Consider the following 21538-nt stretch of genomic DNA (forward strand, 5'->3'; position numbering starts at 1 on the left):
ATATTTAGTATTGTTTTTTCAGAGTACATAATTAGTATGAGCAACTTTCTCTGAATAGTTACTTGCCCAATCACTTTTAGAGGACTTTTTTGAATGATTCCTATATATTTTTCCCTTAAACAACCTCTTAATTGTTTTTATAACAAAGAAATCAAACTATTTGTTACTCTTTAAAATAAAAGCCTTGTTAGGGCAAGGCTTCTCTGTTCAGCGTAATTTTAGTTTTACGATACTTTAGTGGTAAATACTGAAAAAAGAACTAAAAACTGAACTTAAAATGTAAGGGTTCTCAATGATCCATTGAGAATTCCTTACATATAATGGGGGAATTAGAGTTATTTAGGTTATTATAATAATTCCTGTAAAAATTATTAGCGCAAGGATCAAAGCTGATGCCATGAACCCATGTACAAATCCTTTTTTGTATTCTTCACTCTTGTTTATATTCATTTTAACTGCAAATATTTAATGTATTGCAAAAGGTTTAGTTGGCAAGGCGATGATAGCATTGCGTTTGTAACGATCGCCTTGCACTAAACAGCATGTTTCCTTTTTTTTAGGAAACTTCTTCTGCGCCATAGGACACACTTTTATGAAGAAAAAGAGTGCTTGTAAAAAGGAAGTATTTAGTGAAAAAAATGATACAACCTTTGGCGCATTACTATGATCTCTTTTGATGACTAAGTTTATTTAAAATAAAGCGACAGCAACCAACTGCCGCTTTACAAACCAACCTAAACTAAATACTTAGGAAACTTAACCACAAACTATTAACTTTTTATAATCTCAACCTGTGCGTATATTTATTGCTTTGACTTGTTTTGTAATTCCTTTTCAAGTTCATCATCTACTTCATTTGTTGGCTTTGCGCTTTTTTGGTACTTGTTGGGTGTATTTCTTAGATATAAAATGATGATGATACTGATGATCAAAACTTCTATACCACAAATACCTAATAGAAATTTTGTGTTATGATCCATACGATTCTTTTTATTAGTATTAATGGCTATTAACACAATAAAATAGGTGTTTGGACTAGGTAACAACCTGTTAAAAAAAACCATGCGAATCTCAGGCTATGCTAATCAAAGCATGGCTTTTAAGGGTACTCATGAAAAAAAGTGTGAAATTATTTTTTCTTACGGGTCATACCTAGCAAGGTCATCTTTTATCAAAGTTTTCTATTTGCAACGCTTTTAGCCGTTCTTTGTTGAGTGCGGTTTGTGCGTCTATCAACTTTATAAGTTTTAGAACCAACTTAATGCCTAGTATCACTAGGGTAATACCAATTAATACCATAATGATTACATACAATAGCATGAAAATATTCATTGCTTCAAAACTTGTGCTAGTGTTCATCCGTTATTGTTTCTTTTGTTGTTTTGTCGAATCCTTTTTGATAGAATCAGCTTTTCTATTAAATGACTTAGCAATTAGTGAGTCAGTCATTTTTAAATAATTATCTATACCTTCCATTGAATTAAAACGAGGAAGTTTAACAGAATCTTTATTTTTGAGAAGACTAAGAGATTTATTTTTGAAACGTGTTTGTAATTTTAGTAATACACAGGTTTGTTTTGTATTATATGTTCCAGCTATAAATGGATCTAAATGCTTTCTTATCTTTTTAGAAGAAAGAGAATCTTTAAGTGATAGTAACACTTGGTTTGTAACAGAGTCATTTTTTACCACTTTTTCAAGTTCTTTGTCCGTTAGACCTAGCTTAGATTTTAGTAGATCTGATTTACTTGCAACAACAGGCAAAGCTATTTCTTGCTTAGTTTCTTTGGTAACACTACAATTGTAGGTAAAAACAATTGCTATTACTAACATCATTAGCTTAAAGATTCTCTTTTTCATGTAATTATTTTTCTAGTTTAATTATTAATATAAAATATTTTTGAATAACCGTCAGCCCCATCATATTTATTAATCTCCATAGTTATAAGACATTGTGTATCAACAGATATATCTATTCCTTCATAAAATATACCTCTTTTTATAGTGCCTGTCATATTAATACGCTTAAAATCACTACTTATTGGACTTTCAACAACAGCAAAATTTGAATTTGCTTCCCACGCCATCATTAAAGAAAAACCTGCCAATTGTGAATTAATCCCAACCACTTCAAAATCTTGTTCGGTTACGGGGTTTTCTAAATTAGAAACAACTTCTACCTTTATATCTGCTGTATTCAAAAATTCAGCAGTTGGAAAAGAAAACCTAGTCATCATATTACCACTCTGCAATTCCTCTGAAGAAGTTTCTGTTGCATTTGCACTTGTTGGTAATGAATCAATATAATCTTGTAAATCTTCTTGATTATCAAAGCTTGGCGCATCCTCATGATTTGCATTATTTCCAAACTCCCAATTCCCTTCTCCTAGCACTTCATTAAGTTCTTCTGTAATTCTTTGACGATCTTCTTTTGAAATTGGCGAAGTCACTACATTAGGGGTTTCATCATTAGGTTCATCAGGTGTCGTATTTCCATCATTGGTTGTACCACTACCTCCCGAAGTTGAACCTGATGTTGGACTACTTGGGTTTTGTGGATCGTCTGTGGTACTTCCACTACTCCCTCCATCTGGACAGTTCACCTCAATTACCGTATAGGTATCACACGGGTCGTCATCTTGTTCATGCTCGCACGTGTTTTGCACAGCTCCATCAATGGAGTATAAAAATGTATCACCCGTATCTGGCGTAATGTGATATACCGTATAGGTCGTTGTACACGGGGTTATTGTATTACTTTCTCCCAATACATCTGCTATATTCATAGCAATAGTTTCTGAGCTGATCTCATACGGAGTCCCTACATGTTGTGTGGTAAAGAATTCTTGTTGTTGCAAAGCATTGAAATGATAGGTTACCAACGTAGCGGTGTAATCCTCTGTACTAGCATTATAGGAAAACACCATGTTCTCCAATGCAGTACCTGAGTTATTGGTACGGCTTACAGGAAAGGTATAGGAGTGCGTGTTGTTTTCGGTACTTTCTATATAGTGTACACGCTCCGTATGTACGGTAAAATCATACATGTTATTTTCGGTGAATTGCTGTTGCATGGTGGCTAAACCTCTTAGCTGATTACTGAGCTTGGTGTTGGCTGCTACCTCTTGTTGGGTCAATACACTTTTGGTATACGGAAACGCTTTTTGCATGGCTTGTTCTTCTGCAAGTACCGTATCGGTATCGGTTTGACAATTGGTAAAGGCTAGCATTGCTACCAAGATACATAAAATTTGACATAGATTTCTTACTGTTTTCATCATTGGTTATAATTTTAAATACACCTACTCGTACGTTTTTCGGTTTCCACGGCTTTTGTTTAAGTGAATAGCTACACTTTGAATAAACATTTGCCGTGGGTATTAAAAAAATACCTATATTTGATTTTCGATGTCAAGTAGGCAAAATGCTTATTTGTTTTTAAAAGCTTTCATTCATGTGAAAGCTTTTTTATTACAACTTTTCTTTCTTTTAAAAATAATCTTATACTTTAGCTGTCAGATTTTTTTGATGATGTAAATGTAATGTAAGATATAGCTTAAGTACAAAAAATGTAAACCATTATTTACAAATTAACAGGTGTTATTTATAAATTCTTCAGTAATTTTATTATTAAAACACCTTAAACTAGATTGGAAGTCAATAAAATAAAATCATATAAGTATTTATGTTGGTAAGTTTTGAAATGAAAAAGTATCTTGTTTCTATATTGATCTTTACAAGTATAATTTCAATGAATGCACAGATTAATAAAATCGATTCGTTGAATGAATATACTTATAGAGAATTAGTTAAGAAATTTTCTTCATCTAAAGATTCAAAGGAATTATATGCAAAATACTATTTATCAAAAGCTAAAAATTCAAGAGATACTTTACGTATTGCAAAAGGATATAAATTGATTACGTTTATAGTTACATCTGATATAGCAATAAAATACTCTGACTCTATTATTAAAATATCAAAAGGAAAACCATATAAAAGTTATCCAGCAGAAGGTTACTTATTAAAAGCATATTATTTATATCAAAAAGGTAGTTATAAAGATGCGTTAGATAATTACATAAAAGCACTGCCTTTAGCTAAAGAGAGAAAGAATACCAAACAGTTATTTAGAATTAGACAAGGTATAGGTACACTAAAAAGTAGGTTTGGAAACTACAATGAAGCTTTAAGAATATACAAAGAAGATCTGAACTTCATACAAACATTAACAAACTATAAGGTAAAGTATAAGAAAGATTATTTAAGTGCAATATTTAACATTAGCAATATATTTCTAAAAACTAAAAATCTTGATTCAGCTAAAATGTATCTTGAAAAAGGTATATCAGAGAGTCTTACACTTAAAGATACTGTAATGTATTACGATTTTGTTACTGCTTCTGGGTATGAAAAATATTATAGTAATGATTTTACCGAAGCTTTGAGAATTCTAAATCTTACTGCGCCACATTTGAAAGGATATAGCCTAGGAGTCAGTTATTATTATAAAGGTAAATGTTATCAAAAATTAGGCAGTAAAGAAAAAATGCTTCATCAATTTAAAAAAGCAGATAGTATTTATCAATTGAATAAAGACTTATTTCCTGAGTTAAGAAATATTTATGAGTTTTTTATTGATCACTACAAAGAAAAGAAAAAAACTAAACAGCAATTGTATTACTTAGAAAAACTTATTTCAATAGATAGTATCCTTGATAAGCAGTACAACTATTTAAGTTCAGAAATTGTAAAAAAATATGACACTCCATTATTATTGAATGAGCAGGAAAGATTAAAGAATGAAGTTGAGTCTTTAAACAAACAAAATATGCGTTCAAATTTTGGATTAGGTATTTCCTTAGTTTTTATTTCAATCATTGCCATTTTTCTTATTTATTATTATGAGCAACAGAAAAAATATAAGCGTAAATTCATTGAAACGATTAATAAATCAAAAAAGGAGAACGAAGAAAAGGAAAGGAAAGAAAAGTCCGAAGTTGATAAGAAAGATTTAGGTATAAGCAAAGAAATTATTAATGAAATTTTACAAAAATTAAATGAATTTGAAGCTAATAATATTTTTTTAAAATCAGACATCACAGTTGCAAGTTTAGCAAAAGATTTTAACACAAATACGACATATTTATCTAAAATAATCAATGTGAATAGGGGAAAAAATTTTAGTTCATACTTGAAAGAATTAAGAGTTAATTATGCTATTGAACAATTACAAAATAATTCTCAATTTCGGAAATATTCAGTCAAGGCTATTGCTTACGAAATAGGTTTTAACAACGTAGATTATTTTTCTAAGGCTTTTTACAAAATAACAGGAATACAACCTTCATATTTTATAAAGCAGTTGGAAAAGCAAGAAAATAAGGAATAATATCACCTATAATTTGTAAATAATGGGCTGTAACTTCCCACTTATATTAGTATTTACTTGATTTTTATATAGATTTGAAATGTTTATAATTAAAAACTAATAAAGATGAAGAAAAAAAAATTAACAATGTTAATCGGAAAATCGATAACCAATAAAAAATTATTATTTTCAATTGTAGGGGGTGATGACGATGACGATCCTGTTGATAAAGACAAAACTAGACCTCCAACGGTTGACGACGATATTACAAATGATTGATAATAAAAACAACAAAAAGCATTATTAAAAATACTTTTTGTTGTTTTTCATTTTTTATCTTAACCTACATTTATTTAGAAATCTCTCAATATGAAAATATACATAAAAATTTTTATCATTTGCATTTGGCTATTCTCATGCGATTCTAAAACTAACAAAATAAATTTACCTCCTTATCCAACTATAAACAAAAAATTAGTAACAGAAAATATTTGTGATACTACTGTTAATGATTATTATAGAAATTTAGAAAACGCCGAGGATAGTTTAGTAAATAATTGGTATAAACAACAGGGAGATTACGCAAGTAATATTTTATCAAAAATTAGCGGCAAAGATGGTCTAGCTAAATCTATGCAAGACCTTAGTAATAGAAAAAGTTATAGAGTAAGAAGAACAAATATAGTAGCTGACGATCAGTATTTTTTCTTAAAAAAGATGCCTAATGAGAAAAAATTCAAACTTTTTTATAAAAGTGGGTATGATGGAAAAGACGAATTTTTATATGACCCTAATACATTTAAGCCTGAAACAAAACATGATTACGTTATAAATTATATTCGTCCAAGTTGGAATGGACAATACGTGGTTGTGGCACTCACATATGAAGGAAGAGAGGTTGCTGAAATGATTATCATTGACATGAAAACTAAAAAACCTCTAGCTGAAATAATCGGTTCTTCGTGGGCAGCTTCATTTTACGGTGTAGACTGGCTTCCTGATAATAGTGGTTTTACTTATTTACACTTTCCTAACTTGAGCAAGAATAATAAAAGGGCAAAGACTAATACACAAGCTGTATTATACAAAATTGGGCAAAACCCAAAAAATATAACACCAATATTTAGTCCTCAAAATAACCCTGAATTAAATCTTGATATAACAAGCTACCCGATAGTTGAAATTGATAACCCTAACCAAAAATATGCAATAGGTTACATGGTTAATGTTAGTAATTATTTTGATGCATATTATACAGAAATCGAAAATTTAGATAAAAAAAAGGTTAACTGGAAACCATTGTTCACAAAAAAAGATAAGGTATACAAGACAGCATGCGAAATTAAAAATGACACAATAACCTTTAAATCAGCTTATGGAGCATCAAATTACCAAATAGCTCAAACAAGGCTATCTTCTCCTGATTTCAAATCTCCAACTATAATTGTGCCTGAGAATTTAGATGAAATAATTGGTGAATTTAAAGAAATGCCCAATAGCTTATTTTTTACTACGACGAAAAACGGAGTACAGGCTAAATTTTACCAACTAGATAAAAATGAAATTAAGGAGATTAAATTACCTAAAGAATCAGGTAGTATTTCACTAAGATCATATAATAATATTGATTTATTTGTGACAATTAGAGGTTGGTTGAACAAAAGTGAACGATACTTATATTCTTCTAATGATAATAAATTTACTTACTTACCACTTTCGCCAATAATAAATTATCCTGAATTTAAAGATTTCATTGCAAAGGAAATTGAAGTTATAAATCAAGATGGGGTAAATATTCCATTGTCAATTATCCATCATAAAGATACAGAGTTAAATGGTAAGAATCCCGTTTTTATTTATGGTTATGGTGCTTACGGAGATATTGAGAAACCTGCTTTTTCTCCTATTTTTTTAACATGGGTTGCTAATGGAGGGGTATTGTGTATCGCTCATGTTAGAGGTGGTGGAGAAAAAGGAGAAGCTTGGCACTTAGGTGGAATGAAATTAAATAAGCCGAACTCATGGGGAGATTTGATAACCTGTACTGAATATCTTGTTGAAAAAAAATATTCTTCGCCAGAACACATTGCTCTATGGAGTAGTAGTGCAGGTGGTATAATGGCAGGGAGAGCAGTTACTGATCGACCAGACTTATTTAAAGCTGTAATTATAGATGCGGGTGTTTTAAATCCTATCAGAAGGGAACAAAGTTATGGAGGAAGTAATCACAAAGAATATGGTAGTATGAAAGATTCAATCGAGTGTAAAGGAGTAATAGCAATGGACGCATATTTTCACATTAAGGAAAACGTTATGTATCCAGCTATTTTACTTAATGCTGGAATGAATGACCCTAGAGTAGCTCCTTGGCAATCGGGTAAATTTGGAGCAAGATTACAGGAAGTCAATAAATCCGACAACCCTATTTTGTTCCATGTTGATTATGATTCAGGACATGGTAATGGGACTACTGTTGGTAAGGTTTATGATCAATGGGCAAATATATTTTCCTTTGCATTTTGGCAAACAGGACATCCTGATTATCAGCTAGACAAAAGTTCTCTAAAATAAAAATAAAAAAAAACAAACTATATGTATCTTATTTGGGCACTCATCAATACGGCATTGATCATCTTATTTTGGGCATTAGTATTAACGCTATTTTCCAAAGGAAAGCAATTATTTAATAACAAATATGGCAATGCCATTATTGTAATATTCGTACTAGGCGTTATTGGAATGTTGAGCTTTAAGGAAATAGATATTAAAGACAATAGGTACGTTTCAGATATGAAAATAGAAAACAAAGATCGTGATAAGATCGTATCAAGAGATGTTCGACTGGAAGATAATGGCATTTTCCATATATCATTACACACACGGTATTTAGAAGAAGCTGATAAAGTAACATTACTACATGGTCATGCAACTAGAAGTGGTTTTGTGACTGGATTTCAATGGAAGTTTGGGTCTATGGTCATCAACAAGAACAAAAATGGTGAGGTGACATATCAAGTTTCAGGATCGCTACGTTGGAATTTATTAGGTTTTAACATATATACAGAAAGCAAATATTTTGAAGGAACGTTTACCGTTGCAGAATGAAAAAGTATTTCTTGATCATATTATTAGTTGGTTGTTCAGCTAGTAAAAACAATAGCGACCTTTCCAAAAGTGAACTATTTACAAAGCTATCCAAAGGTTTTATAATTCAAAAGCTACCCAATTGGGAATTCCACGGTTTTCACGGGGTGTTGAACTACACTCCTAAAGAATTGATGAATGTTGGCTATGAGTATATATATAACGGTATTATAGCAACAACAAAGGAAGTAGGAGAAGAAACATTGTCATCTTTTGTAGCTAAAGAAATAGATCGACAAAATTCGTTATACAAGGTCACTAACTTCAAAAAAATCATAGAACAGACAAGATATGGTAAGAGTATTGTTTTGGTCTATGACGCTGAGATCAATCGGATCGACTACAAAGTTATTCGACAATTTTACCTTCATCAAGGAATTATATATGAAGTTGCCTATTCAGCAAAATCAAAATTCTTTGACTTTTTTGTAAACGATGCCATTCATATGATGAAAACATTCACCATAACTCAATAAAGCTCATTACCAAATTATCGTAAAACTAGAAGTATTCATTCGCCAAAAAAGCTTCAATCATACGGACAACTCAATAAATATTTTGACTCTTACAATAACAAAAGGAGGTATCAAGGAGTCAAAAAATAAACAAGTAGCTTGATATATTATACTTAGTATAAGATCTGTCCTTCAAATGGGAAAATGATCAGGGCGAAGGTTTTCGTTTTTTTCAACTTAACACTTAAAATCAATAGTTTATAGGTTTTATTATCTAAAGTCTTACAATTTTTTTACATTTGTAATGAGTATTTTAATTTCATAATTAAAAATAGGATATCTCGGGTTAGCCCTCACCTCTCAAAACTATAAGTGAGGGCTTTTTATATTGCTTTATTTGATTGAATTTATAGCTTGATTGATAGTAATGTAGGCTTTCAAGCTAGTCGACCTTATACTACAAATGATCAATCTAACCTTTTCCTACAATTTCTTTCTAATTTATAGTAAATAGTACAGCTTCCAAGCAAAAAACATGTGTTTAGGACATGTTTTTTGAGCGAAAAGGCTTAAATATTTTCTTTTCCTACAATTTTGGACTACAAATCGTGTGTAGTACACAAAATTTTACAAATGATATGCCACTTGGCTTGTCTACATTTATCAGAGTTTGTAAAAGCACATCATACTAAATGAGATTAGAAGTCAAGGAAAATACGACAAGCAATAATTACGAGTTGATCTTTAGTGAATTGCCACCTAATAATTTGAGAAAAGCACTTCGAGAACTAGGCTTTACCAAATTGCAATTTGGCGGACAGATCTATACCATTAGCAAGTTCCCTGTATATCGTCCATTTATAGATTCGCTTGAGGAGGTCATAAATAAAGGGAACTATTGGAGTGAAGTTTCGAATTTTCCAATATTTGAGTCCACGCATGATAGTATCAATAAAAACTTATATTGGATCGTAACGATCTACTACAAAGAAAATGAAGAGCTTAAAGAACAGCATTACATCATTTTTGAATTATATAAAAACGCAATATTAACATTAGCTCGTGAATTTGGGAAGAAAAAATATGGAGATCAGTATAAGGATTCAGAGATCCTTCCTAACAAGTTAAAACGCTTAGCACGCAAATTATTACAGTCAAATTCAATTATTGAACGCCTAAAACTTGACAACCAATCGAAATTGGAAGCTACTCCTATATCCAATGATGAAGTTAGTTCAACAAGCGACTTAGAAATTGAATCTGTAAGCGATGTAAAAGCAGCACCAATAATTGAAGAAGAAGTTCAATCAAAAAGGAACAAAGAAAAAGAACGTTCTTTTTTACAAATAGAGATCGCAAAGATCATTTCAGAATTAGAGGAAAAACAAGGTACGACACGTCATGTTTTTGCATCTATAATTCAAGAGATCACCGCAGATCTAAAACAAGCGAATGCTTATAGCTTAGATCATGACATAAAGAGTTCGCTTAAAAAGTCAACAAATAAATATAAGGGGTGGCTTAAAGATTCGGGGGAATTTGAACGCAATTATGTTCTTGAGATACTCAACCGTTTGTTATTACTGCTAGATGATACCACTAGAGCACTTGAGGTTAAAAAAGGAGCATTATCTATCAAAAGTTGCATTTATATCAATAAAAAGGTCATACAAAATGTATTAATCCCTATCGATGCTCAAGAACCATTTGCCACAGGACAGCTCTCCTCTTATGAGGTCGACAAGCTACAAATGAACTTTAAACATCTGCTTCAGATCAAAGAAGACCATCTATCAGAGGTTTCTTCGTTGGATCTATTCTACTTGGCACAGCTTGAAAAACCACAATCATATGGTATTGCTATAAAATCTAAAAAAATTCAACAAGAGTGGGAAAAGACAGGCAAACAAAGATTTGAGCAGTTAGGTTTCCCAACGGATCTAAAATATCCTTACGTATCTCTTGAAAAAGGATTTGTGAAGATTCTACCGCTTGAAACCATTATCTATAAAACGGATAGTGATCAATACAAATGGTGGTTTGCACTGATTCACACACGACCAATTACAGAGTTTGAAAAAGTGCTGAGAGTGATTGAACTAGCCATAGAAAAATTAGAAAAAGGAATCAAAAAACTCACGAAGCTACCAAATGATCCTGCTAGTAAAAGTGGAAGATCATCAAATTCGATAGATAATATTGAGAGAATGATAACCGCCTTGCGTAGTTCAAAATTAGTCATAGCGGACTATCTAAAGAGCAAAGAACAGACAACTTTAAAAACGACACAAACCAGGGAAGAGCAAACCAGTATATCACCCCGATCTACTATAAGAACGGAGATGCACTATAAGTTACAAGAGGTTATAGATGAGTTAATTTCTATGGAAGATGATCTTATTGGTCAGCAAGAGGTTATCATCGCCAAAACGATACATGACTTAGAAACTGTTTTAGAAATTGCCGATGAAGATGTCTTTACCGATGAGTTAGGTAATAGTATCGAATCATTTAAAAATTGGATTTCGGATCTTGAGCCTTCAATTCGTGATCGATCGGCAAGGCTTTTCAATCGTTTGATCGCTCATGTGGGCGGGAGAAGCATACCTATCCTAAGTGAGAAAAGCTCTCTGGTGATCGCTAAAGATATAGAGCAATACAATGGTATGGTTGAAAATGTTCTAGTTCCCATACATGCAAAAGAACCTTTTCAATCAGGGAAGGTTCTCATAGATCAAATAAAAGGGTTAAAGAAAGATTTTCCCCATTTATACAAGATCAAAACCGATGAATTACATGATGTATCGGCACTAGAATTATTTCAGTTATCCCAGCTTCCTCATCCAACAAACTATGGTATGCAAGTGTATCGAAGTGATCTTCTTCAGGAGTGGGAACATCGTGGTGCAGATGGTTTTGATGCGCTTGGTTTCCCAACAGATATGAATTATCCATATGTAAATATTCACACAGGATATCGCTCGGTAACCACTCTAGCCAATGCCTTAGAAAACTCATTTGAACCTGAGAGAGATAGGCTTAAATGGTGGGCAGTAATCGAACATGCAAGACCAATAGCAAGTCCTTCAAAGGGGATTGTGATCATCGACCATTTAATTTCAGAATTAGTTATTGAAAGACAAAAATATATCAACCCCCAAACCAAACGACCAAAAACAGGATCAGAGAACAAAGAAGCGTATCGCGATCTATCCTTTAAAATAGAAAGACTAAGGCTTTCAAGACAGGTTATTACGGGGTACTTAGACACCCAAGCAGTTGCAGAAGCAGTTCCAGCAGTAGAAAATGCTAAAGAAGCTTTACCTATCCCTAAAGAAGATTACATAGATCGTGTGGTGGCAACCATGCACCTTGCATACAGAGAGGGCAAGCGACTCACCAAAAAAAAGATAGAGGATCTGCAAGATCAAACAGGCGCACCGAGTTTGGGGGAGTTATGGGAAGCGGTGGAACTGAGTTGGCTTCTATGGTATAAAATGATCTACAACGAACCTATTTCCTTTGAAGCCAGACTCTCAAAAATGATTACTTTTTGGAATACCATTCAGCCGACCTATGCCTATTCAGATAGTAGTAAGGAACTCTACAAACAATACTCAACCCCGTGTCCTATTGGAGCGATCCTCGCCCAATATACAGGGATGGATCATGCCGCTTCAATATTTGAACCAAGTGCGGGAAACGGTTTATTACTTGTAGGAGCAGCTCCTAAGAAAACCCACGTGAATGAGATCGATACAAGCCGCAAAAAGTCCTTAGCGTTTCAACAATTTAAAAAGATTACAACCGATAATGGAGCGCACCCTTTTGCTAGTGATATGGAAAGATCCTTTGATGCGGTGGTTACAAATCCCCCGTTTGCCAAATGGGAAGAAAACAGCTTTGACAAAGAGCGTATTGTTAAAAAATACTTTCATAACAACCGAGGATTAAAACAGCACTTACGCCTAGAACATCTCATGTCAGGATTGGCACTTAGTACGATGAAAGATCATGGTCGTTGTGGGATCATCATTATGGGGCATGTGTATTTTGACGATCAGGGATTTATTGCCAAATATCGTCCCTTTTTCAATTGGCTCTATCACTATTATCATGTTGATGCCATTTTGAATATGAATAGCTTTAAGTTATACAACAAACAAGGAGCAGTCGCCAAAACGATGCTGATCCTCATTGGAGGACGTAAAGCAGTTGGACAGGGTGTTGCACCCAAACAAAGAGCCGCCCCCGATCTTGATAAGATCATCGACACATTTGAAGAACTATGGTCAGCAGTAAAAACACACATAAAACCGAGTATTCACACAATTATCAAACAACTTAAAATCGCAAAAAGAAAATGATCTATTACAACATAGAATTGATGCCCGATAGCCATAGTGCGATCTTATTTATGACCACTAATGCTACCCCATTTAGATGCTTTGAAGATCATCAGGCAGGTATTTATATCCAACTTCATACCCTAGTAGAATTATCCTTAGCATCGGGAGAAGACCCGATCGGACTGATAGAGGACTACTTAGGAATTACCTATACAGAAGGTCGTAGTACAGAGGAGATCGCCTATTTTTTATGCTATACAGATAGGGTACAAAATGCGCTTTGGTCACTAGAGATCCGTTGGCATAAAAAAACGGATATAGAATCGGAAGCTTCCTATATGGAAGGTGGATTATCCAAAGAAAAAGCACTTGAACTATTTACGCAAATAACCCTTCGAAGGTATCTCGAAGCCTTATCCAATTTTACAGATGAAAAATGAAGCACTTGCCATAGAAAAAGAAGAAACGATCCACAGACGTTCTAGCGAAGAAGTTTTACGACTAGCTGAAGATCATACCACGCTAGTTCCATATGAACCCAAATCAAAGGCATCATATGTTATGGATACCCTTATCCCAAAAAATATGGCTTTTGAAGTACAAATGTCATTGGATTTGATCGCTCAAAAACATGGGAATATCGATCATTTTGTACGTGATGGTTTAAAATATCGCACCACAGCGGCACTTTGGAGCGTTTTATCAGCCGAACAAATAGACTCCCTTGGATTGTATCTGCATCAGTTTGAAAAAGGACAAGGGATCATCATCGCCGATCAGACAGGAATTGGAAAAGGAAGGCAAGCCGCCGCAGTGATCAGGCATGCGGTCATGCAAGGGTATTTACCTGTATTCTTTACCAAATCTCCCAATCTATTTACCGATATGTATCGAGATCTAAAGGCGATCCATTTTGAAAACATCAATCCTTTTATCATCAACAATAGTAGTGATGCACAGATCAAAGACGCAAGTGGTATGGTGATGTTCAGTCCCCTATCCAGTAAGGAACAAGAATCGCTTTTAACACAAGTAACGGAATATCCAACGGAGAGTCCTGAAGCGATCGCATGGTATAAAAAAATAGGAAAGAGCATGCCCGATCCTGAAGAAATACCCTTGACAATGGTCTATGAAACATTAGATCATATGCCACTTGGGTATGACATGGTTTTTTGTACCTATTCTCAAATACAGTCTGCGCATCCCTACAAGCGCTTTTGGTTAGAAGAACTGATCACTAACGGGGTTGAAGGCAGTAAGAATTTTAAGAAAGTGGTGTTTATTTTGGATGAATCCCACATGGCAGGCGGATATGATTCGATTATAGGTAAATGGATGCGAAAAATGCTTCCCAAGACAAAGGCATGCTGTTATTTAAGTGCCACTTTTGCCAAGTACCCAGAGGTGATGCCTTTCTACGGTAAAAAGACCGCCATTATGGAAACAGGACTCAGAGATTCTGAATTTGTAACGGCTATGAAAAGTGGCGGTTTGGCATTGCAAGAAATAGTAGCTTCCAATTTATGTGAGAGTGGTCAACTGATTCGACGACAACGCTCAAGTAAGGGAATTAAGATCGACTACAAAGTATTAGACAAAGAGCCAGAAAGAAGTAAAAACAGGGCAAGTGTCAACCGCATTATTTCCCTTATGAATGAAGTGGTGCAATTTGAACAAGATTACATCGTCCCTATATTGGAAGAAATTCACGAGAAAGCAAGAGAAGAAGCAGGGTCGATCAAATCCCCACCACGGGGTTTAGGAGTAAAACAAGCTCCTTATTTTTCAAGAGTATTTAACGTGGTGGATCAAATGTTGTTTGCCCTGAAAGTAGAGCAAGTGGCTAAAGAAACCCTCGATCTATTACTAGAGGATAAAAAAGTGGTGATCGCTTTCAAGTCCACTATGGGTAGTTTTTTAAAAGACCTTAAAATGGTCAGCGGTGATATCCTTCCGCTACAAACCCTTGATTTTACCCGTACCCTTGTCAAAGGATTGGATTCTGTTTTTTACTACAACTATACCACGCTTTCAAATGAGAAAACTAGAGAGCGCATTGAGTTAGAAGATCTGCCTTATAACGGCATTCAAACCTACAAGAATATCCGTAAAAAAATGCGCTTAGAGAGTACAGGACTTTCCATTTCGCCTATTGATAAGCTCATTTATATGATAGAAAAACAGAAAAAGCCAAAACACTTAGGGGGTCATAAGAACTCACATTTTACCATTGCAGAAGTTACAGGAAGATCACAGCGTATCGACTTGTCCAATGAAGAATATGGCGTTATTGCGGCGCAACGCAAAAACACAGAAAAAGCCTTTCGGGAATTCAATAGTGGAAAAATAGATGTGTTACTGATCAATCAAAGTGGTAGTACGGGCGCATCGGCACATTCAAGCAAAGACTTTTTAGATCAGCGTCAACGTGCTATGATCATTCATCAGGTAGAACTCAATATCAACATAGAGGTACAAAAACGAGGACGAATCAATAGAACAGGACAGGTGAATTTACCTGAATACCTCTACATCACAAGTGATATTCCAACAGAGAAACGACTCATGGCGATGCTCAAAGGTAAAATGAAGTCCTTGGATGCCAACACCACAGGTTCACAAAACACCAATGATGACACCTTAGAGAGTCCCGACTTTTTCAATAAATATGGCGATAAAGTGGCTTGGCAATGGATCAATGAACATACAGAGAAGATGGAAGTTCTAGGCTATCCTACCTATCACTATGTAAGGGTTCGTGGGGAAAAGGTCCGCGAACGAAAAGATAGCAAAGAGGGTGCAATGCGTCAACTTACAGGACGCGCAGGACTTCTGCAAGTAGAAGATCAAGAGAAGCTCTATACAGACCTATTGGAGCGTTATGAAAATCAGATCAAGTTAGAAAAGCAAAATGGGACGTACGATCTGGAAGCAGAGTTCTTACGTTTGGATGCAGATGTTAAAAAACGCTTTTTATATGCCAAAGGTTCTGGCGGTGTGACCCCTTTTGGTAGGGACTGTGTACGTGATGAAACCATTATCAATAATTTACGCCGCCCTTTTACACGTCAGGAACTAGACAAGCGTATATATGAGCTATTAGAAGGGGAAAAGCCTATCGAGGTTCGTAAAACCTATGAAAAGAAACTACTAGCGACGTACCCTAAGATCGTTGCTAGTAGAAAAGAAAAACGATTGAAAACGATCGCAAAATTAAAAGAAGATCGTGATACGCTTCCAAAATTAGGGAGTGGTGCTGATGAGCAAGCCAATGAAAAAATAAAAAGTGACCTTGAAAAAATTGAAAAACTAATTGCTACCAAAACATCAGATCTAGCACTAGATATTGCGGGGTTTGAAGCTACACAAAAAAAGATACTTGATTATATTTCGATGTGGGATATTGGCGATGTAGTCAAAGTTCCTTTTGTGGGATCTTCCTTAGAATCCTCATGGGGAGTGTATCTAGGAGTTTCTATGGGAGGTAACCGATCAAATCCATATACCCTTAGTAATATCAGCTTGCAATTTTTAGTGACCGATTCCAGAAGGCAAGTCACCTATAACTTGCAACCCGCAGAACAAGCCTATATCAGTCAAATTTTTACAGAGAGCCAAAAAATTACGGATGCAGAGAGAGAAATGGTAAAATTAGAATGGAATGAGCTGATAAAAAAAGCATCCAAAAAGCGGGAGCGTAGACAGATCCTGACCGAGAACATTGTCAAGGTTTCCTATCAAATAGGAACAAAAAACAAACTGATAAAGTACAACACCAAAGATCATCAGATCAAAAGTGGCATCTTAATGAACCGTGAATTTGGAAAAGAAGGAGAAGCAAATGGCGCTTTATATCCGATCTCCCATGCCTATATCATCCTTAGCGGTTTAGAAAAAGAATCCATTTTTGAAGATCATAAAGTACTGATCCGCTTTAAGCGCATTAGTGATACCCTCTTTGAGGTCTATATCTCAAAAAAAGGATTATGGAAAGCATCGGTTGATGAACAGTTGCGGGTATTACTGCATCGAGAAGCTAACGATGATCGTGATTCGCTTCCAGAGTTTGTTCAAAATGCGGGTGAAATGACCGCAAGACTGCACCATGATAATTTAGAAGCATTTTTAAAGCGATTGGATCATTACAAGCTTCGATTCTTAGGAGAAGCCAAACAATTAGAGGATTGGGAGATTGAAAATGAACAAGATTGGGAGTCCAGAAGTCAAGATGACACAGGTGAATACCCCTATGCTTTAGGTCGTAGCTATGGTCAAGGAACAAATCCTAGTGTTGGATTTACAAACTACATCGAGCCTAGTTCGACATATCCTTTTGGCGTTGTGGTCTATAACAGAGCATTGCTTGATAAGGAGCGTTACAACTATTCATTAAAGCCAATATATAAGAGTTTGCATGAGCCTTACAGGATATGGAAAGACTTCATTGTGCAAAACGCATCCAAAAAGCTTTTCAATGACATTGTTAACAAGGCTAGAAAAAAGAAACTGCATGAAGCCATTACGCTTTTAGGCAACTTCATTATCGAGAATTTACACGAACAGGGCAACCCTGAATTTGTTTTAGGGGACTATACCATTACAAAACTAGGACGTATTTTCTATGAAGATATGATTGCAGAAATATCAGATATCGAAGAATTGATCAGTCAATTACAAATAGCATTAGAGAAATGAGAATAATCAAATATGACATTCCAGAGGTTGAACAAATTCCACAATTTGCTAAAATTTTAGATGATTTGAGCGTTGGCAACAATCCGTATTTAGTAGGTAGTGCAGGCACAGGAAAAACCACCATAGGGGAGAAGGTTGCCTATGCGATCAATGGACGAAATGAAAACGATGGAGGAGAATTGCCCTTTACCATTGTCAATTGCAATCAATGGACATCGCCCATTGATATCAAGGGCGGTCAAACGATCACAGGCTACAAAGAGGGCGCACTGATTGAAGCTTGGCGTGATGGGAAAATCTTGATCTTGGATGAAATGCCAAAATTGGATGCCAATACCGCAGGACTCTTAAATGATGCCCTTGCCAAGAGTGCTAAAGAAGGAGCGATCATTTTCAATGGAAACAATGAACCTATTGTAAAGCATACCAACTTTGGTTGTATTGCCACAGGAAACGTCATAGGAAAAGGAGCAAGCGGAAACTATGTAGGCAACAACAAACAGGATGCTTCCCTATTAGATCGATTTAGTGGTTGTATCTATCGTATTGGTTTTAATGAAACCCTAGAGCGTGAACTGATCTACCCCGACCTTGTGGATATCTGTTTGAAAATACGAGCCGAGATACTGCGCTATGAGGGAAAAGGCGCAAATGACGATGATACCGAAGATATCATGACCCTTCGTACGATGCTCAACTTTCAGCGTGCCTATGTGCTGGAGATGAAACGAGAATTGGGATTGTCTGATCTGCGTGGAAAACCCTATAAAAAGCTTGCAGGTGGCAAGACCCTCAAAGATGCCATTGAGAGTTACTTTTTGGCAATGGGTGCTGAAAAAGCCCATACGATCAAAGAGGAGATCAATTTGGAGTCCTTTTTAAACTCTTACAAGGGGAGCATTAAAAAACAAGCTTTCAGAGAAGAATACAAACGCAGAATCTAATATTGCGATAGTAGGTAGCATATCATACAAACCGTTTTTACAAAGATCACACATGAAAATTCCCAAAAAGCATACTCTTATCCATAATGAGCAGAAGTACAACTATCTGCAATTTGATAGTGTATTTACTTTCAATGAATTTGTAGATCATAAGGCAAGCTACCTGAGTGATCACAATCAAAGCATATGGAAGGATGTAATGGATAACGCATCCAATAGGATCTTAGAGAAAAAAGATTGGTTTGGATCGCCGATTCCAAAAAGTCTTGCAGAACTAGAATCACATACTTCTTTTTTGGGAATGCACCTATTAAAAGAAATACAACCAAAGATCCAAGATAAATTATCCGCATACTTGGAGTATCTAGCACAATCGGAATTACCCAAGCCAAAAATAGCTTACAATGATCGTGGTTTGGGTGTATTCTCTTTTGACAGAGCTGCTATGGGAATGTTTAAGATTCACACCATCAATAGATCAACCCCTATTGAGGAGAACATCAGCAAGCTCAATATAGAATTAGGTAGAAAGCAAATACAAACTTCGGTAAAAAGCGTGTATGCTTATTTCAAAGACAAACAAAATTCCTATCCCTCGCTTGAGCTCTATATCATGGCGGGAGCAAATTCAACAGTAAAAGGAAACAACCTCTTATTTGTTGGACTCTCGTGCGCATTGCTTGTCACCTTTATGGAAGAGCGTGGTATATCGGTAGAGGTAAATGTACTGATCGGGAGTCATTTTAGAGGTCAAACTACGCTGGGTCAAATAAGGGTCAAACGCTTTCAAGATAAACTAGATACCAACCAATTGCTACTGATCTCAAGCGATCCAAGATACTTTAGGTATAGAGGATTCAAAGCACTTATTACAATGGCAGATCATTTCGGATATAAGATGCCTGAAGGACTAGGTAGATTGACAAGCAGTTTGGGAAACAATTTTGTCAGTGCGATCAACCAGCGTGGTTTTGTCTTTGAGCAAAGCTATGCAATGGACAAAGCCGTTAGAGAAGTAGCTACCATTATCACAACATATAAAAAACGATTAGATGAAAAAAAATAGTCAAACAATAGATCGGCAGGTGATCCATAAAATTATGGATCGTGCTATTGAGATCAATCAATCATGTAAAGAGTCTTGTAGGGATTTTAGAATTATGACCTCTCCCATGCGAGCAGACACGTTGATCTTACGCTGGAGAACCATTGATATATCCAATGAAGATAACCCGATCCAATACTATCATTACGAATGTTTCAAAATGGATGGTACACCTGAATTTTGTTCCGTTTATTACACCGATCAAGATCAGGCGAATGACTTTATCACAAGTCTACAAATGTTGTATCATCAAAAATTTGCAATAGATCATACCCTATAAACTATGTATAAAACAGCAGATATAACCCTAGATGCCCTAAAGGCGGTTAAAATAAACAATCAACGAGAGATCCTTCGACTTTTAGGGAGTAAACTCAGTTTAGTAACCGCATGGGAAGAAGTAAAACGGGTGTCTAACAATTTCACAAAAAAAGTGACTGAAGCGATTCAGGCGGATACACTCCTATACGAACTTGTACAACCCGAAAAAGGCACATCGGTCACAGAAACCAAAGACCAAGCTAGAATTAGGATCAGAGAGCGAGAACGGCTTCGTAAAATAAAAATTCTAGCACTAGAATTAGAAATGTCAAACACTCTAAAAAAGTAAAAATTATGACCATAGAAGCACTACAAGCGGTAGACTTAGAAAAAATAGCCTACCCAACAATTAAGGAGTATGCGCAGGAAATACTGCAAGACTATGCCGATGAGGATGATAAAAATAAGGAGGAAGCCGCCCTACAAGCAAAAGAGAGCATTGAAGCTGTCTACAAAATGATCCAATTAAATTCCCCTGAAGCGATCCCAGGGAATGAAAGTGAACAGGAATCGTCGGATAAGGATCAAGACAAGGCTGGTCATACACCCAAAAAAAAGAAAAAGCTAACTAAAAAGGAATTGGATGCTTTTGAAGAAGAGATCAAGCATTGCCGAACAGCAATAAAGGCATACAATGCCAAAAAACGGGAAGGACAACCAAAAAAGCCAACGCCCAAACGCCATGAAAAAATTGAAAAGCACCTTATGGCGATTGGAAATCTAGTACCAGAGAATTTAAAAGACAATCTTGATATTTTGGAAGCATCTGAAAAGATCCTTTCCAAAACAGGACGAGAGATCATGAAACTCTATCGCATGGATGAATTGCAAATCAAAGAGGTGCAAGAGGAGATCAAAGAAAAATACGATCAAAAAGAACAGAAAATAAAAAAAGACAACGATGAATAAAAAAGTATTAATTATTACAGGAGCAGGATTGCTCATAGGTTTTGCCGAAGCGATCATTTATTACAACTTAGGTAAAAATGAGAAAAATGAAGAATTCAAATTCCAATTGCCACAAGGAATGGAACTTCTAAAAACATCAGGAATAATCATTGCCACCTCTCTTGCTACTGCGGCACTTTCAAACATCATTGAGAGTTGGGTAGGTAAAGATCAGCCATTAACACCAGCAATCAGTTAAATAG

18 protein-coding genes are annotated in these 21538 nt (G+C 35.2%); 14 read left to right on the top strand and 4 right to left on the bottom strand.

The features are described 5' to 3' along the window. Positions 1–803: 803 nt before the first annotated feature. The 4 genes from KAOT1_RS22685 to KAOT1_RS03575 form a co-directional block, all read right to left on the bottom strand. A complete protein-coding gene (locus KAOT1_RS22685; RefSeq protein ID WP_007093331.1) occupies positions 804–980 on the bottom strand; it encodes a hypothetical protein in 177 nt (58 codons plus the stop codon). A 181-nt stretch (positions 981–1161) separates the two neighbouring features. Then, a complete protein-coding gene (locus tag KAOT1_RS22690; protein WP_007093332.1) occupies positions 1162–1359 on the bottom strand; it encodes a hypothetical protein in 198 nt (65 codons plus the stop codon). 3 nt (positions 1360–1362) lie between these two features. Beyond that, positions 1363–1860 carry a hypothetical protein gene (locus KAOT1_RS03570; RefSeq protein WP_007093333.1) on the bottom strand — a complete coding sequence of 166 codons (498 nt, stop codon included), beginning with the start codon at positions 1858–1860 and terminating at the stop codon, positions 1363–1365. Between the two features lie 17 nt (positions 1861–1877). Further along, complete coding sequence (locus KAOT1_RS03575; RefSeq protein WP_157560023.1) at positions 1878–3281, bottom strand: hypothetical protein; 1404 nt, start codon at positions 3279–3281, stop codon at positions 1878–1880. Positions 3282–3751: 470 nt separating this feature from the next. Between KAOT1_RS03575 and KAOT1_RS03580 the strand changes: the two genes are divergently transcribed. The 14 genes from KAOT1_RS03580 (at position 3752) to KAOT1_RS03640 (ending at position 21534) form a co-directional block, all read left to right on the top strand. Next, positions 3752–5392 (top strand): AraC family transcriptional regulator, encoded by a 1641-nt coding sequence (locus tag KAOT1_RS03580; RefSeq protein ID WP_040559303.1) that lies wholly within the window; start codon positions 3752–3754, stop codon positions 5390–5392. 105 nt (positions 5393–5497) lie between these two features. Then, positions 5498–5650: a hypothetical protein gene (locus tag KAOT1_RS22695; RefSeq protein ID WP_007093336.1), complete on the top strand. Its 153-nt coding sequence runs from the start codon at positions 5498–5500 to the stop codon at positions 5648–5650. A 90-nt stretch (positions 5651–5740) separates the two neighbouring features. Then, entirely contained in the window at positions 5741–7942 is a 2202-nt protein-coding gene (locus KAOT1_RS03585) for a prolyl oligopeptidase family serine peptidase (protein WP_007093337.1), read from the top strand. Positions 7943–7963: 21 nt separating this feature from the next. Further along, on the top strand, positions 7964–8476 hold the full coding sequence (locus KAOT1_RS03590) for a hypothetical protein (protein WP_007093338.1): 513 nt from the start codon (positions 7964–7966) through the stop codon (positions 8474–8476). A gap of 11 nt (positions 8477–8487) precedes the next feature. Continuing rightward, positions 8488–8991 carry a hypothetical protein gene (locus tag KAOT1_RS03595; protein ID WP_162014334.1) on the top strand — a complete coding sequence of 168 codons (504 nt, stop codon included), beginning with the start codon at positions 8488–8490 and terminating at the stop codon, positions 8989–8991. Between the two features lie 671 nt (positions 8992–9662). Further along, on the top strand, positions 9663–13337 hold the full coding sequence (locus KAOT1_RS03600) for an Eco57I restriction-modification methylase domain-containing protein (RefSeq protein WP_007093340.1): 3675 nt from the start codon (positions 9663–9665) through the stop codon (positions 13335–13337). Between the two features lie 20 nt (positions 13338–13357). After that, the gene (locus tag KAOT1_RS03605) at positions 13358–13759 is read left to right on the top strand and encodes a hypothetical protein (RefSeq protein WP_238528678.1); all 402 of its coding nucleotides are present in this window, start codon (positions 13358–13360) and stop codon (positions 13757–13759) included. Continuing rightward, positions 13749–18017 (top strand): strawberry notch C-terminal domain-containing protein, encoded by a 4269-nt coding sequence (locus KAOT1_RS03610; RefSeq protein ID WP_007093342.1) that lies wholly within the window; start codon positions 13749–13751, stop codon positions 18015–18017. The genes KAOT1_RS03605 and KAOT1_RS03610 overlap by 11 nt, the downstream gene beginning before the upstream one ends. Further along, positions 18014–18961 carry an AAA family ATPase gene (locus tag KAOT1_RS03615; RefSeq protein ID WP_007093343.1) on the top strand — a complete coding sequence of 316 codons (948 nt, stop codon included), beginning with the start codon at positions 18014–18016 and terminating at the stop codon, positions 18959–18961. Before KAOT1_RS03610 ends, KAOT1_RS03615 begins: the two co-directional genes overlap by 4 nt. A gap of 199 nt (positions 18962–19160) precedes the next feature. Next, positions 19161–20027: a DUF7192 family protein gene (locus KAOT1_RS03620; protein ID WP_238528679.1), complete on the top strand. Its 867-nt coding sequence runs from the start codon at positions 19161–19163 to the stop codon at positions 20025–20027. 34 nt (positions 20028–20061) lie between these two features. Beyond that, positions 20062–20346: a hypothetical protein gene (locus tag KAOT1_RS03625; protein ID WP_238528680.1), complete on the top strand. Its 285-nt coding sequence runs from the start codon at positions 20062–20064 to the stop codon at positions 20344–20346. A 3-nt stretch (positions 20347–20349) separates the two neighbouring features. Then, positions 20350–20676 (top strand): hypothetical protein, encoded by a 327-nt coding sequence (locus tag KAOT1_RS03630; RefSeq protein WP_007093346.1) that lies wholly within the window; start codon positions 20350–20352, stop codon positions 20674–20676. A 5-nt stretch (positions 20677–20681) separates the two neighbouring features. After that, a complete protein-coding gene (locus tag KAOT1_RS03635; RefSeq protein WP_007093347.1) occupies positions 20682–21296 on the top strand; it encodes a hypothetical protein in 615 nt (204 codons plus the stop codon). Continuing rightward, the gene (locus KAOT1_RS03640; protein ID WP_007093348.1) at positions 21289–21534 is read left to right on the top strand and encodes a hypothetical protein; all 246 of its coding nucleotides are present in this window, start codon (positions 21289–21291) and stop codon (positions 21532–21534) included. The genes KAOT1_RS03635 and KAOT1_RS03640 overlap by 8 nt, the downstream gene beginning before the upstream one ends. The last annotated feature ends 4 nt before the right edge of the window (positions 21535–21538 follow it).

Source organism: Kordia algicida OT-1 (genome assembly GCF_000154725.1).
Taxonomy (GTDB): Bacteria; Bacteroidota; Bacteroidia; order Flavobacteriales; family Flavobacteriaceae; genus Kordia; species Kordia algicida.

Bases quoted from the DNA above. Each gene is read 5' to 3' on its own strand.
- KAOT1_RS22685 (WP_007093331.1), bottom strand. From the start codon at position 980: ATGGATCATAACACAAAATTTCTATTAGGTATTTGTGGTATAGAAGTT.
- KAOT1_RS22690 (WP_007093332.1), bottom strand. From the start codon at position 1,359: ATGAACACTAGCACAAGTTTTGAAGCAATGAATATTTTCATGCTATTG.
- KAOT1_RS03570 (WP_007093333.1), bottom strand. From the start codon at position 1,860: ATGAAAAAGAGAATCTTTAAGCTAATGATGTTAGTAATAGCAATTGTT.
- KAOT1_RS03575 (WP_157560023.1), bottom strand. From the start codon at position 3,281: ATGATGAAAACAGTAAGAAATCTATGTCAAATTTTATGTATCTTGGTA.
- KAOT1_RS03580 (WP_040559303.1), top strand. From the start codon at position 3,752: ATGAATGCACAGATTAATAAAATCGATTCGTTGAATGAATATACTTAT.
- KAOT1_RS22695 (WP_007093336.1), top strand. From the start codon at position 5,498: ATGAAGAAAAAAAAATTAACAATGTTAATCGGAAAATCGATAACCAAT.
- KAOT1_RS03585 (WP_007093337.1), top strand. From the start codon at position 5,741: ATGAAAATATACATAAAAATTTTTATCATTTGCATTTGGCTATTCTCA.
- KAOT1_RS03590 (WP_007093338.1), top strand. From the start codon at position 7,964: ATGTATCTTATTTGGGCACTCATCAATACGGCATTGATCATCTTATTT.
- KAOT1_RS03600 (WP_007093340.1), top strand. From the start codon at position 9,663: ATGAGATTAGAAGTCAAGGAAAATACGACAAGCAATAATTACGAGTTG.
- KAOT1_RS03605 (WP_238528678.1), top strand. From the start codon at position 13,358: ATGCCCGATAGCCATAGTGCGATCTTATTTATGACCACTAATGCTACC.
- KAOT1_RS03610 (WP_007093342.1), top strand. From the start codon at position 13,749: ATGAAAAATGAAGCACTTGCCATAGAAAAAGAAGAAACGATCCACAGA.
- KAOT1_RS03615 (WP_007093343.1), top strand. From the start codon at position 18,014: ATGAGAATAATCAAATATGACATTCCAGAGGTTGAACAAATTCCACAA.
- KAOT1_RS03620 (WP_238528679.1), top strand. From the start codon at position 19,161: ATGGATAACGCATCCAATAGGATCTTAGAGAAAAAAGATTGGTTTGGA.
- KAOT1_RS03625 (WP_238528680.1), top strand. From the start codon at position 20,062: ATGGATCGTGCTATTGAGATCAATCAATCATGTAAAGAGTCTTGTAGG.
- KAOT1_RS03630 (WP_007093346.1), top strand. From the start codon at position 20,350: ATGTATAAAACAGCAGATATAACCCTAGATGCCCTAAAGGCGGTTAAA.
- KAOT1_RS03635 (WP_007093347.1), top strand. From the start codon at position 20,682: ATGACCATAGAAGCACTACAAGCGGTAGACTTAGAAAAAATAGCCTAC.
- KAOT1_RS03640 (WP_007093348.1), top strand. From the start codon at position 21,289: ATGAATAAAAAAGTATTAATTATTACAGGAGCAGGATTGCTCATAGGT.